Annotated in this window: 11 protein-coding genes; 10 read left to right on the top strand and 1 reads right to left on the bottom strand. The window is 46.1% G+C overall.

Annotation, left to right across the window (positions count from 1 at the left end):
- Window positions 1-138 precede the first annotated feature (138 nt).
- The 5 genes from clpX (at window position 139) to ACTRDR_RS14230 (ending at window position 6148) form a co-directional block, all read left to right on the top strand.
- Window positions 139-1722 carry an ATP-dependent Clp protease ATP-binding subunit ClpX gene (gene clpX, locus ACTRDR_RS14250; RefSeq protein WP_440528264.1) on the top strand — a complete coding sequence of 528 codons (1584 nt, stop codon included), beginning with the start codon at window positions 139-141 and terminating at the stop codon, window positions 1720-1722.
- 1038 nt (window positions 1723-2760) lie between these two features.
- Window positions 2761-2979: a cation transporter gene (locus ACTRDR_RS14245; protein WP_176865505.1), complete on the top strand. Its 219-nt coding sequence runs from the start codon at window positions 2761-2763 to the stop codon at window positions 2977-2979.
- A gap of 78 nt (window positions 2980-3057) precedes the next feature.
- Window positions 3058-4929 carry a heavy metal translocating P-type ATPase gene (locus ACTRDR_RS14240; protein ID WP_440528262.1) on the top strand — a complete coding sequence of 624 codons (1872 nt, stop codon included), beginning with the start codon at window positions 3058-3060 and terminating at the stop codon, window positions 4927-4929.
- A 62-nt stretch (window positions 4930-4991) separates the two neighbouring features.
- Window positions 4992-5720 carry a hypothetical protein gene (locus ACTRDR_RS14235; protein WP_440528260.1) on the top strand — a complete coding sequence of 243 codons (729 nt, stop codon included), beginning with the start codon at window positions 4992-4994 and terminating at the stop codon, window positions 5718-5720.
- 191 nt (window positions 5721-5911) lie between these two features.
- Window positions 5912-6148, top strand: coding sequence for an Lrp/AsnC ligand binding domain-containing protein (locus ACTRDR_RS14230; protein ID WP_176865512.1), 237 nt, complete (start codon window positions 5912-5914; stop codon window positions 6146-6148).
- On the opposite strand, the gene ACTRDR_RS14225 is transcribed toward ACTRDR_RS14230, so the two are convergent.
- Window positions 6149-7876 carry a S8 family peptidase gene (locus ACTRDR_RS14225; RefSeq protein WP_440528258.1) on the bottom strand — a complete coding sequence of 576 codons (1728 nt, stop codon included), beginning with the start codon at window positions 7874-7876 and terminating at the stop codon, window positions 6149-6151. It lies immediately after the preceding gene.
- 160 nt (window positions 7877-8036) lie between these two features.
- Between ACTRDR_RS14225 and ACTRDR_RS14220 the strand changes: the two genes are divergently transcribed.
- From ACTRDR_RS14220 to ACTRDR_RS14200, 5 genes are all read left to right on the top strand, one after another.
- Entirely contained in the window at window positions 8037-8948 is a 912-nt protein-coding gene (locus ACTRDR_RS14220; protein ID WP_440528256.1) for a polysaccharide deacetylase family protein, read from the top strand.
- A 63-nt stretch (window positions 8949-9011) separates the two neighbouring features.
- On the top strand, window positions 9012-10556 hold the full coding sequence (gene guaA, locus ACTRDR_RS14215; RefSeq protein WP_117467572.1) for a glutamine-hydrolyzing GMP synthase: 1545 nt from the start codon (window positions 9012-9014) through the stop codon (window positions 10554-10556).
- A gap of 143 nt (window positions 10557-10699) precedes the next feature.
- Window positions 10700-11335 carry an HD domain-containing protein gene (locus ACTRDR_RS14210; RefSeq protein ID WP_148448693.1) on the top strand — a complete coding sequence of 212 codons (636 nt, stop codon included), beginning with the start codon at window positions 10700-10702 and terminating at the stop codon, window positions 11333-11335.
- Window positions 11335-12450 (top strand): M24 family metallopeptidase, encoded by a 1116-nt coding sequence (locus tag ACTRDR_RS14205; protein ID WP_440528254.1) that lies wholly within the window; start codon window positions 11335-11337, stop codon window positions 12448-12450. The genes ACTRDR_RS14210 and ACTRDR_RS14205 overlap by 1 nt, the downstream gene beginning before the upstream one ends.
- 15 nt (window positions 12451-12465) lie before the next feature.
- Entirely contained in the window at window positions 12466-13038 is a 573-nt protein-coding gene (locus ACTRDR_RS14200; RefSeq protein WP_440528252.1) for an HAD family hydrolase, read from the top strand.
- The last annotated feature ends 41 nt before the right edge of the window (window positions 13039-13079 follow it).

Below are 13079 nucleotides of genomic sequence, written 5' to 3'. Positions count from 1 at the left end.
GATCGTGGATTACGAAAACCGACTGCTTGCAGGCGGGATTACGTAAGACACGATATGTGTAGGGCGAAGCCCGGACATCGAGGTAGAATGAAGTGATATTGAGATGAGCACTGCGCAATAGACAAAGAGGAGAATAACATGACTGATAATTATAATGATGATTATAGAGAAGTGATTCCCGAGGAGGAAAAAACAGAGACCACTCTGAGCGAAAATCGGGATAATGAAAAAAATAGCGAGGACACGCAGGTAGTGGATACTGCGGGTGAAAATTCCGCTGATAAAAAGACAGAGGACAAAAAGGACAGCAGCGAATATGAGGACGTCTGCTTTATCTGCCGCAGACCGGAGAGCAAAGCCGGCAGAATGTTCAAGCTGCCTAACCATATCTGCATCTGTGATGACTGTATGCACAAGACTATGGAGACCGTGAGTCAGTTCGACTACCAGGGTATGCTGAACAATCCAGGCGATCTGAACCAGTTTGGCGGACAGAACGGCTTCCCCAATATCAGCTTTGTGAACCTGGCAGACCTCCAGGGAGACGGCGGCATTCCCAACAAGCAAAAACTCAAGAAGAAAAAGAAAGCCGAAGGTCCTAAGCCCGTATTCAATATTAAAGATATTCCGGCACCCCATAAGATCAAGGCAAGTCTGGATGAGTATGTGGTAGGACAGGAAAAAGCTAAGAAGGTTATCTCTGTCGCAGTATACAATCATTATAAGCGAGTTGCGACTGATACCATGGATGAGATCGAGATTGAAAAGTCCAATATCCTTATGATCGGCCCCACCGGTTCCGGTAAGACTTATCTGGTGAAAACACTGGCAAGACTGCTGGATGTGCCTCTGGCGATTGCCGATGCAACTTCCCTGACGGAGGCCGGATATATTGGAGACGACATCGAGAGCGTAGTATCCAAGCTGCTGGCAGCCGCAGGTAACGATGTAGAGAAAGCAGAGAAAGGTATTATCTTTATTGATGAGATCGATAAGATCGCCAAGAAGAAAAATACCAATTCCCGGGATGTCAGTGGTGAAAGTGTACAGCAGGGAATGCTGAAATTACTGGAGGGTGCCGAGGTGGAAGTACCGGTAGGTGCCAATAGCAAAAATGCCATGGTGCCCCTGGCTACGGTGAATACCCGCAATATCCTGTTTATCTGCGGTGGTGCATTTCCGGATCTGGATGAGATCATCAAGGAGCGCCTGACCAAGACCGCATCCATCGGTTTCAATTCCGAACTGAAGGATAAATACGATAAAGATACCGATATCTTATCTAAGGTGACCGTAGAGGATATCCGTAAGTTCGGCATGATTCCGGAGTTCATCGGACGACTGCCTATCATCTGTACTCTGCAGGGACTGAGCAAGGAGATGCTGGTGAAGATCCTGAAGGAGCCGAAGAACGCGATCCTGAAGCAGTACCAGAAGCTCCTGGAACTGGATGAAGTGAAACTGGAATTTACGGATGATGCCCTGGATGCAATTGCCGAAAAGGCCATGAAACGCGACACCGGTGCAAGAGCCCTGCGTTCCATTATTGAGGATTTCATGCTGGATATCATGTACGAGATCCCCAAGGATGACAACATCGGAAGAGTCACCATTACCAGAGAATACATTGAAGGAACCGGCGGCCCCATCATTGATATCCGCAGCAATGAGATTCTGGAGCCTGTGGAGAATCTGAAGCAGATTCCGGCGGAAGAGAAATAAATTGAAAATTAATTAAGAAATGCTATCGAATCCCCGCAGCCCGCATTGGGGCTAAGAACCGCAGACCCGCGCGTGCTTTAGCACGATTCGCTTACGGACGCAGACCGTAGCGGTACATAAGCGAGGACAATACCCTCGCAATGCGTCCCTTGGGACGCTATGGTACCGACGGCTGCTTAGAGTCTGCTTGTCCTTACCCCAACTGCGGGCTACTGGTTTCCTCTAAAACAGCCTTAAACTAATGAAAATGGTGGAAATTGAATAGAAAAAAGTTCTATAAAAGAAGCAATTCCTCTGTTTTAGATCTTTTCTGCAATTATGGAGGAAATTATTTGCTCCCAAAACATTAATTCCACTATTTTCTGTTATTCAATGGATTTTAGCGGAATCAGTAAACAGAACGCCCACGGCGGATGGAATGTCCTTCCGAAGATGTTTGTCGGAGGATGTTGATACAAAAAAGCTTGCCTCTTTTACATCAAAGTCGATCAAACCACACTTATCCTTAATTCTACTAAAACATGCGAAAGAGCTGGGAAAAGTAAAATTTCTGTCTTAGAAACACATTATTTTTTACTATAATTGTATAAAAAGACCTATTAAGTAAAAAAGCGCTTCCTGAGAAGCTTGTTTTTTACTATTTTGACTATATTGAGGCTTTTTTCAAAAATCAGTAGTCCCAATGCGGGCTGCTGAGATTCGTCACATCCGCAATGAGCCACGCTATTCATAAGATTGTCAGCAAAAGGCGCTGCCAATCTTATTTCATATCGCGGCGTTCGCCGCATCACGGCAAAAGTAAAAACCGTGATTTGTGAGCAAGCTCCCAATCACGGTTCTTATTTTGCCTATGCGCGGCTCATTGCTCGCGTAAACTCTCAATTTACAAAACATTTAAAAACAGTATTGACTTTTTCCCGGCATATGGTAATATAAACGTATGAACAGTGGTTCATATGAATGAATATTAAAACTAAATGCAAATCATTAGCATCTGAAAATCAGGAAATGCTAATGGAGAAAGAAGAGGATATTACCATGAAGAAAACTTACAAGATTGAAGTAGATTGTGCAGCATGTGCTCTGAAGATGGAGGATGCAGCGAAGAAGGTAGAAGGCGTTACCGATGCAACTGTTAGCTTCATGACCCAGAAGATGAAAGTAGAATTCGCTGACGGCAGCGATGAGAAGACTGTTATGGAGAACGTAGTAAAAGCCTGCAAGAGAGTAGAGGACGATTGCGAGATTTATTTATAGGTTGACTTCTGAAAGGAGAGCAGATCCTCTCTTTACCGGGAGACTTGATAATTTCGTAGGAAAGCAAGGAGGATTCCTATGACGAAGAAACAGAAAAAAGTATTGATACGCATTATTGTAGCGGCAATCTTATTAGTTATTTTGCATTTTGTTCCGCTGGAAGGGATGTGGCTGGGACTGTTGTACCTGATCCCTTACGCGGTAATCGGATATGATATTTTAAGAAAAGCCATTCTGGGCATCATGCATGGTGAAGTGTTTGATGAGAATTTCCTGATGGCAGTAGCAACAGTAGGTGCTATGGGACTGGGAGAGTATTCCGAGGGCGTGGCAGTTATGCTGTTCTACCAGATCGGTGAATTGTTCCAGTCGGTCGCTGTGGGCAAGAGCCGTCAGAATATCAGTGCACTGATGGATATCCGTCCCGACTATGCTAATATCGAGGCAGAAGACGGCAGCTTGGAGCAGGTAGATCCTGATGATGTAGAGATCGGAACAGTCATTGTGGTACGCCCCGGTGAGAAAATTCCCATCGACGGTGTGGTCGTGGAAGGCACATCCACTCTGAATACCAGTGCCCTGACCGGTGAAAGTGTTCCCAGAGAGATCACTGTGGATCAGGATGTGATCAGCGGTTGTGTGAACCTGACCGGACTATTAAAGATCCGTACAACTAAGGAATTCGGAGAATCTACGGTATCCAAGATCCTGGATCTGGTAGAGAATTCCAGCATGAAGAAGTCCAAATCCGAGAACTTTATTACAAAGTTCGCAAGATATTATACCCCGGCAGTCTGTTACAGTGCCCTGGCACTTGCAATCCTGCCTCCTGTGATCAACCTGATCATGGGCAACCCGGCAGCCTGGAGCACCTGGATCATCCGTGCTCTGACTTTCCTGGTAATCAGCTGTCCCTGTGCGCTGGTCATTTCTATTCCTTTGAGCTTCTTCGGAGGAATCGGTGCAGCAAGTGCCTGTGGTATTCTGGTAAAAGGATCCAACTATCTGGAAGCAATGTCTGAGACTAAGTATGTGGTATTTGACAAGACCGGTACCCTGACTAAAGGCGTATTCGATGTAACGGGTATCTATCCCGGTCAGGGTTTTACAGAGGAAGAACTGCTGGAGTATGCTGCTTACGCGGAGAGCTATTCCAGCCATCCCATCAGCAAGAGCCTGAAGAATGCTTATGGAAAAGAACTGGATGCCTCTAACGTCAGTGACGTGGAGGAAATCAGCGGACACGGTGTAACTGCCAAAGTGAACGGCAGACAGGTGGCAGCCGGCAATGCAAAGCTGATGAAGAGTCTGAACCTGGTTTATACGGAAAATACCGGTGTGGGTACAGTGGTTCATGTGGCGGTAGACGGTAAATATGCAGGATACATCCTGATCAGTGATGTGATCAAGGATGGTGCGAAGGAAGCAATTGCCTCCCTGAAAAATTCCGGCGTGAAGAAATGCGTCATGCTGACCGGTGACAGCAAAACAGTTGCAGAACATGTGGCCGGTGAGTTAAAATTGGATGAGGTACACAGTGAGCTGCTTCCCGCAGACAAGGTAAGCTGCGTGGAGAAGCTGTTGCAGGAGAAGGGTGCGAAGGAAAAACTGGCATTCGTAGGCGATGGTATCAACGATGCACCGGTATTGTCCCGTGCTGACATCGGTATCGCCATGGGAGCACTTGGTTCTGATGCAGCCATTGAAGCGGCAGACGTGGTCCTGATGGATGACAATCCCGCCAAGATTGCCCTGGCAATGCGGATTTCCCGGAAATGTCTGCGTATCGTCTACGAGAACATCGTATTTGCGCTGGCAGTCAAAGCCATCTGCCTGATCCTGGGTGCGCTGGGTATCGCCAATATGTGGGTTGCTATCTTCGCAGACGTAGGAGTGATGGTACTTGCTGTTCTCAATGCCATCAGATGTCTGCACATTAAAAATAATTAACCGGATGCAGGCAAATATGCCTGCGCCATGAGATAACCGGTATTCCGGGAGAACAGGTGAACATGCAGACTTTTTTTTCAGAAATTACAGCACTGTGCAGGAACGAACAATTTCTGCACAGTGTGATGGAAAAATATCATTATGATCCGGAAGAATATCCCAGTCTGAAGAGGCTGGCAGGTGAGATGATCCCCTGCCTGGAGACAGAAGCGGGATGGCAGGACAGAGAAATCCAAGAGACTTTTCCCGGGAGGGATCAGTCTTTTTTGGCTGTAGGCATTACTCTGGGAAAAGGGATCGATGAACTGCAGGAAAAGTATTTGCAGAACGGATTTCTGACAGAGAGTTATATGATCGAAGTACTGTCCAGTGAATTATTATTAGAAAGCTACCGGGCTTATACAGAGTGGGTGGTTGTACATCGGAATCTGCATGTTGCCAGACTGCATTTTTTAGGCGGGGAGATTTCTGAGACTTCAGAACAAAAAATAAGCAGTCTGCTGCGGTTGGAGAACCTGCCCATGCTTCTGCAGAAGCTTGCATTGCCGGTTACCTGTAATACAGCGTATTGTATGATCCCGAAAAAAAGTGTGGTATTTTATGCGGAGCTGACGAAGGATCCTTTTACCAAATGTGCCGGAATCTGTCTCGGGTGCGGCAGGAGAGACTGCCCGAACCGCATGGAGGAAAAAGAGAATTTTCCTTTGCGATTTGCGGATATGACGGACCGCCCGTTGTCCTATGGGTATGCCAGGATTTTTTCCAAAAGCACAGATGAAAATGGAAGATAACGTACAAAACAGAAGCCTCTATTGTCCAAAATATTAAAATTCTGATAAGATTTATCAGACGACTTGTAAGTAAGAAAAGAATATGGTATGATGCAATCACTTTCAAAGAGGAGAGATATCGCGTGTGCGGTGTTTCTCCTCTTTTTGCGTATACGATGGGCGAGTGAAAGACTTGGGAAAAGAGGTGGATTATGGAAGTTTTTTTAGAGGTGACGATGCAGCATAAAAAATATCATGCCGGATTTATGGATAAAATGCGGCAGCAACCGGAGGTTACATCCTGCTATCAGGTGGAAGGGGAGTATGATTTCCTCGTAAAAGCGGATGTGACCTCGGAAAAGAAACTGGAAAAACTGGAGCGCGGCGTGCGTAAGATTAACGGTGTCTGCAGTGTGCAGCCGGTCTATGCCCTGCAGGAGATCATATAGTCATACCCGGAGCAGGGCATTGAAGGTCTCCTCTAAATTCAGTCTGCCGTAGCCCCATTCCCGGTTGGGGTAGTTCAGACCCTGTGTACGCACGGCACCGCGTATGAAATAACTGCGGATCTCCCGGCTTTCCGCCAGCCGGTTATTGCCTTCAATGACTGACCATTGGAAAAACTGTGCTACGGCTCCGGCAGTGATAGCGGCAGCCATGCTGCTTCCCGTACGGCATCCGTCAATGGTGGAGATATTGACTCCGGGAGCGGATAAGTCCGGACGGATCTGCCCGGTACGCCCAAAGCCTCTGCCGGATTCTGCGTAAAAACTGTTGTTTTCCGCGTTGTAAGTAGAAACGCTCAGAACCTCCGGAGCCATCGAGGGCTCCGTCAGAGTCATGTCGGGATCCGGATTGAGAAAATATACCGGAGTAGACAGAAATTCTGTGATAGGCAGCCACATGTGAAAATTACCGTTATATAAACTACCGGAAGCAGAGACATGAAAGGTCCAGATACCGGGGGTAGGATCCTGGATGCGTACAAGGATCAGTTCCTCGCCGGAATTTTCTTCCACAAGAGCAGAGTCGATAGTGACTCTGCTTTTTTCATAAATAAAGGAATAGGTCACACTTTGCTGCAATCCCAGGCGCAGTTCGGGAATATTTTCCCCGCCGGGAGTGCGGATGCTCAGATTAAAAGCATCCGGCAGAGCACCCCAAAGCTCCAGCCAGAATCCGATACAGCCTTCGCTGACCCGGATCTCCACATTCCGGGAATCCTCCCCAGGTGTCTGAGCGCTTAGTCTTCCATGGTAATGGTGTGAGGCGTTCCCTTCATTTCCCCCGCAGACGATGGCGGCACGGCTTCTGCGGACAGCGAGAGAAGAGAGATACCGTGACAGGGAGGAATTGCCCGCATGATCTCCCTGGTTGGTTCCCAGCCCCAGACAGATGACTACCGGACGCTCGAAGAGCCGCACGAAGGATTCCGCGTATTTGATGCCCAGCATAATATCATTTTCCTGATAGGCGGGAACACCCTCGGGCACCAGATAAAAGCTGCGCAGATATTGCTTACATTCCTTGAGCTTCACCACGACGATGTCGGCACCCGGTGCAGCACCGATATAAGGATTGCCTTGTCTGACGACACTGCCGGCTGCGACTCCGGCGAGGATACTGCCGTGTCCGTTTTCGTCCCGGGAGGGAACGATGGAATAAGGATCCTCGGAACGCAGCGCCAGGTTAATATCCTCTCTGCGGTATTCAGAACCATATTTAAACCCCTCAGGTGGTATCCCGGTCTGAACCGTCTGATCCCAGATCGCCAGGATGCGGCTGTTGCCGTTCTCGTCCAGAAACACAGGATTTCGATAATCAATACCGGTATCGATAAAACACAGGATCACGCCCTGCCCCGTGAGACTTAGGGGCGGACGCTGTACCTGGGTGATCCCACTGGCGATCAGGTCTGCCGGATCAAAGGGAGCGGCACCGGGTGGCGTCTCACCGGAGGGAGATAGCTGCATGAGCCCATAAAGCTTCGGCATATTGTGATAGGGGAAAAAATCAATCTTCGGATCGCGGATTCCCAGATTGCCCAGATACAAAATCAAAAAATCTTCTCCGATACGTTCATAACAATTATTGTCATCTCCCAGAAATTCCGATGCGGAAAAGTCTGTGATAATGTCATAGGTGTCCTCTGACAGGATCATTTCCTTGCAGTCCATGGCGTTGCTCCGAAGAATCCATTTTTATAATATATACAACAGGTGATCTCTCCGTGCATTTCCGCAGAACTGATCTGTGGCATAAGGGAAAAGCTGTATCACATAGAATATTGTGAATATCAGGAAAAAGAAGGTAGAAATACCGGCAGGGGATCGTACGATGTGGGAACAGTCTATTTTCACAAAAGTATGGGAATTCGGAAAAGATGGAGCGGCAATGGTGAAGAAGCATTATAAGAACGGGTTGATGCTGGGTGTTTTTTTGCTGGCAATGTTTTTCCTCGGGAGAAGCATTGGGGCCATTGCTTACGGTCTGCGTATGCAGCGGGAAATAAAGACACAGGCGACGGCGGGAACTGCGCTGGAGAACACCGAAGCGTTATTTTCAGCAGAAAACTGGGGATTGGGATTCGGGACGGAAGGAACACAGCCCACCGGCACAGCATCTGCGGAAGAACTAAAAGAGTACAATGCCTATTATGTGGGAGATGCGGAGGAGAAAAAGATCTATCTCACTTTTGACTGCGGCTATGAGAATGGTAATAGTTCCGCCATATTGGATGCATTGAAAAAGCATGATGCACCGGCGACCTTTTTTGTGGTAGGACATTTTCTGGAGTCGGCGCCGGAGATGGTGAAACGCATGGTGGAGGACGGACATACCGTGGGAAACCATACCTATCATCATTATGACATGTCGAAAATTTCTGATCCAGCGGTTTTCCAGAAGGAGATGGATGACGTGAGAACTCTTTTTCAGGAGACCACCGGCACGGAGATGGCGATGTACTACCGGCCGCCCCAGGGAAAATACAGTGAGACGAATCTGAAGATGGCAAAGGATCTGGGGTATTCCACTTTTTTCTGGAGCCTGGCATATGTGGACTGGAACGTGGATGCACAGCCCAGCCACGAGGAAGCTTTTTCCAAGCTGACAGGCAGGATCCACCCCGGAGCGTTGGTGCTATTACATAATACCTCGAAGACCAATGGGGAGATTCTGGATGAACTGCTCACAAAATGGGAAGAAATGGGTTATACCTTCGGAAAATTGGAAGAACTGGTGCAGTAGGGTTTGACTTCCCCTGCACCATACCCTATAATAGAGGACAGAAAAATATACTGGAGGACAACCATGGAAAAAGAACTGGTAGTTGTCATTGATTTTGGCGGACAGTACAATCAGCTGGTCGCCAGAAGAGTCAGAGAATGCAATGTATATTGCGAGATCTACTCTTACAAGACAGACTTGAATAAGATAAAAGCAATGAATCCCAAGGGAATCATCCTGACCGGCGGTCCCGCAAGCTGCTATGAACCCGGTGCAGCTACCTGCTCCGAGGATCTGTTTCACTTAGGAGTTCCCGTGCTGGGACTCTGTTACGGCGCACAGCTGATGACCCATGTGCTGGGTGGTAAGGTAGAACGTGCAGCCGTTCGGGAATATGGGAAGACTGAGGTGAAAGTAGACCGCAGTTCCAAGCTGTTTTCCGATGTATCCGAGAATACGATCTGCTGGATGAGCCATTTCGACTATATTTCGAAGCTGGCACCCGGCTTCCGTGCCGTAGCTACCACTGCAAACTGCCCTGTGGCAGCAGCAGAGTGTGTAGAGCGTGGACTGTATGCGATCCAGTTCCACCCGGAAGTACTCCACACGGTGGAAGGCTCCAAGATGCTGTATAACTTCGTACGTAATATCTGCGGATGCTGCGGTGACTGGAAGATGGATTCCTTCGTGGAAGAGTCTATTAAGGCAATTCGTGAGAAGGTTGGTAATGGTAAAGTCCTCTGTGCATTGTCCGGCGGCGTGGATTCCTCCGTGGCAGCAGTACTGTTATCCAAGGCAGTCGGCGAGCAGCTGACCTGTGTCTTCGTAGATCACGGCCTGCTCCGTAAGAATGAAGGCGATGAGGTAGAAGCAGTCTTCGGTCCCAACGGCAATTACGATCTGCACTTCATCCGTGTGAATGCGCAGGAGCGTTTCTACAGCAAGCTGGCAGGTGTATCCGAGCCGGAGCATAAGAGAAAGATCATCGGCGAAGAGTTCATCCGTGTATTCGAGGAAGAGGCGAAGAAGATCGGTGCCGTGGATTTCCTGGTACAGGGAACCATCTATCCCGATGTGGTAGAGAGCGGACTGGGCGGTGAATCCGCAGTGATCAAGTCCCATCACAACGTAGGAGGCCTGCCCGACTATGTAGATTTCAAGGAGATCATCGAGCCTCTGCGCAACCTGTTCAAGGATGAGGTCCGTAAGGTAGGACTGGAGCTTGGCATTCCGGAGCATCTGGTATTCCGTCAGCCGTTCCCCGGTCCCGGACTGGGTATCCGTATCATCGGCGAAGTGACCGCTGAGAAGGTCAAGATCGTACAGGATGCAGATGCCATCTACCGCGAGGAGATCGCTAACGCAGGTCTGGACCGCGAGATCAACCAGTACTTCGCAGCCCTGACCAATATGAGATCCGTAGGCGTTATGGGTGATGAGAGAACCTATGATTACGCCATCGCACTGAGAGCCGTGAAGACCATCGACTTCATGACCGCAGAGAGCGCACAGATCCCTTATGAAGTATTGCAGAAGGTGACCAGCAGGATCATCAATGAGGTGAGCCATGTGAATCGGGTAATGTATGATATTACCAGTAAGCCGCCCGGAACGATTGAGTTTGAATAACGGATTAAAATGCCGAAAGCCTGTATTTATGCGGGTTTCCGGCATTTGTTTTATCAAATGGCTCTAGTTTGGCTCTATTCGTGGGGAGAGTAATGACTTTCACAAATCAATATATTGCGTTGCTAGGTTGATTAGGAGAAAAGATGACAGATAATGAAAAGAGATTTATAAAAAGTATATTTTCGGGAGACAGTAGTGGTCATGACTATTATCATACGATACGAGTATATAAACTGGCTACTAAAATCGCAAAACAGGAAAATGCAGATGTTAAAACAGTGCAGTTGGCGGCTCTGTTACATGATGTGGACGATATTAAGCTTTCTCCGGACACTTATGCTACCAAGAAAAATGCAGTTGATTTTATGATGGCAAATAAGGTAGATGAGGAAATAATAAAGGTTGTATGTAAAATTATAGATGAGGTTTCATTTGCAGGAACTGATTCCGTCGTACCTGATACCATAGAAGGAAAATGTGTGCAGGATGCAGACAGGCTGGATGCCATAGGAGCTATTGGAATTGCCAGAACATTTGCATATGGTGGTAGTAGGGGAAGAAAGATTTATGATCCGGAAATAAAACCTAAAATAAAAATGAACAAAGATGAGTATCAGAAAAATAAAAACTCTACAAGCATTAACCATTTCTATGAAAAGTTGCTCTTGTTGAAAGACATGATGAATACGACTGAGGGAAAGAAACTGGCAGAACACAGACAGGCTGTAATGCAGGAATTTCTTAATGAGTTTATGATAGAATGGGAAGGGAAAATGTGATGGAAGTAAAATTTTATGATACAGTTAATGATGAACTATTGAAGTTTGCAGTAATAATCTCACAGAGCAACGGCAAGTGGGTATTCTGTAAGCATAAAGAAAGAGATACCTATGAAGTGCCGGGAGGGCATCGAGAAACAGGCGAAAATATTCTCGAAACCGCTAAAAGGGAGCTCCAGGAAGAAACAGGAGCAGTAAAATATGAGATAAAGCCAATCTGTGTATATTCAGTAACTGGTAAGACGAGAGTAAATGATACAGGTGAGGAATCATTTGGAATGCTTTATTTTGCGGAGATAACTGAATTTGCTAAAGAATTACATAGCGAAATGGAAAAGGTTATATTAATGGATGAGTTGCCTGAGAATTGGACATATCCGTTGATTCAGCCTAAATTGATTGAAAAATATATGCAGATAGAAAAGCAGTCTTATAGCCAGATACAGTTGTCAGCAAAACAGACTATAGAATACATAAAGAATACTATCAAGCCGGAAATGAATTTACTTGAGATTCGAGAGTTATCTGAGGAAAAACTGTTAGAGTTGGGTGCAGATTCGTTCTGGTATTGGGATGTTGGTGCATTTGTATTTGCAGGAGATGAAACATGCGTTTCTGTATCTGGTAAGCAGTATGTAACTTCGGATAGAGTTATAGGAAACAACGATATAATAACCATTGATTTAAGTCCACAGGTGGGGAATATCTGGGGAGACTATGCGAGAACTATTATTGTAGAAAACGGCATGGTTGTAGAGGATATAGGGCTGATTGAAAATCCGGAATGGAAAAGCGGTCTCCAGATGGAAGAGAAATTACATGCAGAATTGTTACGTTTTGCTACGAAGGAAACAACCTTTGAGAAATTGTACTATCATATGAATGAGTTCATAGTGGAAAATGGATTTGTTAATCTTGATTTTATGGGCAATCTGGGACATTCCATTGTAAAAACCAAAGGTGATAGAGTTTACATTGAAAAAGGTAATATGACCAAGCTTGGCGATGTAAAGTATTTTACATTTGAACCGCACATAGCATTTCCAGATTCAAAGTATGGATATAAGAAAGAGAATATTTATTACTTTGACGAAAACGGGTTGATGGAACTTTAAAAGAAGGTAAAGAAAATGAATGTTATTTTTGATATGGATGGACTGATGTTTGATACAGAGAAAGTGTTTATAAAGGCTTGGGATTATGCCGGTGAAAAGATTGGAATTGGAAAAGCCGGATATATGGTCTATAAAACTTTAGGTATGAGCATTGTTGCCTCTTATGAGATTTGGAACGAAGAGTTTGGTGATCGGTATAATCAGGAAGAATTGCGTAAATACACAAAAGAATTTCTGAAAAACTATTATGAAAATAATAAAGTGCCTATAAAGCAAGGATTGTATGTCTTGTTGGAGTATTTGAAAAATGCAAATGCCAAGTTGGCAGTTGCTTCTTCATCACCGCGTTGGGAAGTGGAAAAACATCTAAATGATGCCGGAATTATAGATTGCTTTTCCGCAATTATTTGTGGAGACATGGTTGAGAAATCTAAGCCAGCGCCGGACATTTACATAAAAGCCTGTGAAATGTTAAATGAAAATCCTGAAGAGTGTATAGCTCTTGAAGATTCAAAAAACGGATTACTATCGGCTTACAGAGCGGGATGTAAGCCAATCATGGTTCCGGATTTGTGTGATGCTGTATAAATAAAGTTGACACCTTATTCTCAAGGAATTCATGTATAATA

The organism is Simiaoa sp. (assembly GCF_051972595.1).
Lineage (GTDB): Bacteria > Bacillota > Clostridia > Lachnospirales > Lachnospiraceae > Acetatifactor > Acetatifactor hominis.
Note: the sequence above shows the minus strand (reverse complement) of the source record. Positions and strands in the feature narration are given on the sequence as shown.

Bases quoted from the DNA above. Each gene is read 5' to 3' on its own strand.
- clpX (WP_440528264.1), top strand. From the start codon at position 139: ATGACTGATAATTATAATGATGATTATAGAGAAGTGATTCCCGAGGAG.
- ACTRDR_RS14245 (WP_176865505.1), top strand. From the start codon at position 2,761: ATGAAGAAAACTTACAAGATTGAAGTAGATTGTGCAGCATGTGCTCTG.
- ACTRDR_RS14240 (WP_440528262.1), top strand. From the start codon at position 3,058: ATGACGAAGAAACAGAAAAAAGTATTGATACGCATTATTGTAGCGGCA.
- ACTRDR_RS14235 (WP_440528260.1), top strand. From the start codon at position 4,992: ATGCAGACTTTTTTTTCAGAAATTACAGCACTGTGCAGGAACGAACAA.
- ACTRDR_RS14230 (WP_176865512.1), top strand. From the start codon at position 5,912: ATGGAAGTTTTTTTAGAGGTGACGATGCAGCATAAAAAATATCATGCC.
- ACTRDR_RS14225 (WP_440528258.1), bottom strand. From the start codon at position 7,876: ATGGACTGCAAGGAAATGATCCTGTCAGAGGACACCTATGACATTATC.
- ACTRDR_RS14220 (WP_440528256.1), top strand. From the start codon at position 8,037: ATGTGGGAACAGTCTATTTTCACAAAAGTATGGGAATTCGGAAAAGAT.
- guaA (WP_117467572.1), top strand. From the start codon at position 9,012: ATGGAAAAAGAACTGGTAGTTGTCATTGATTTTGGCGGACAGTACAAT.
- ACTRDR_RS14210 (WP_148448693.1), top strand. From the start codon at position 10,700: ATGACAGATAATGAAAAGAGATTTATAAAAAGTATATTTTCGGGAGAC.
- ACTRDR_RS14205 (WP_440528254.1), top strand. From the start codon at position 11,335: ATGGAAGTAAAATTTTATGATACAGTTAATGATGAACTATTGAAGTTT.
- ACTRDR_RS14200 (WP_440528252.1), top strand. From the start codon at position 12,466: ATGAATGTTATTTTTGATATGGATGGACTGATGTTTGATACAGAGAAA.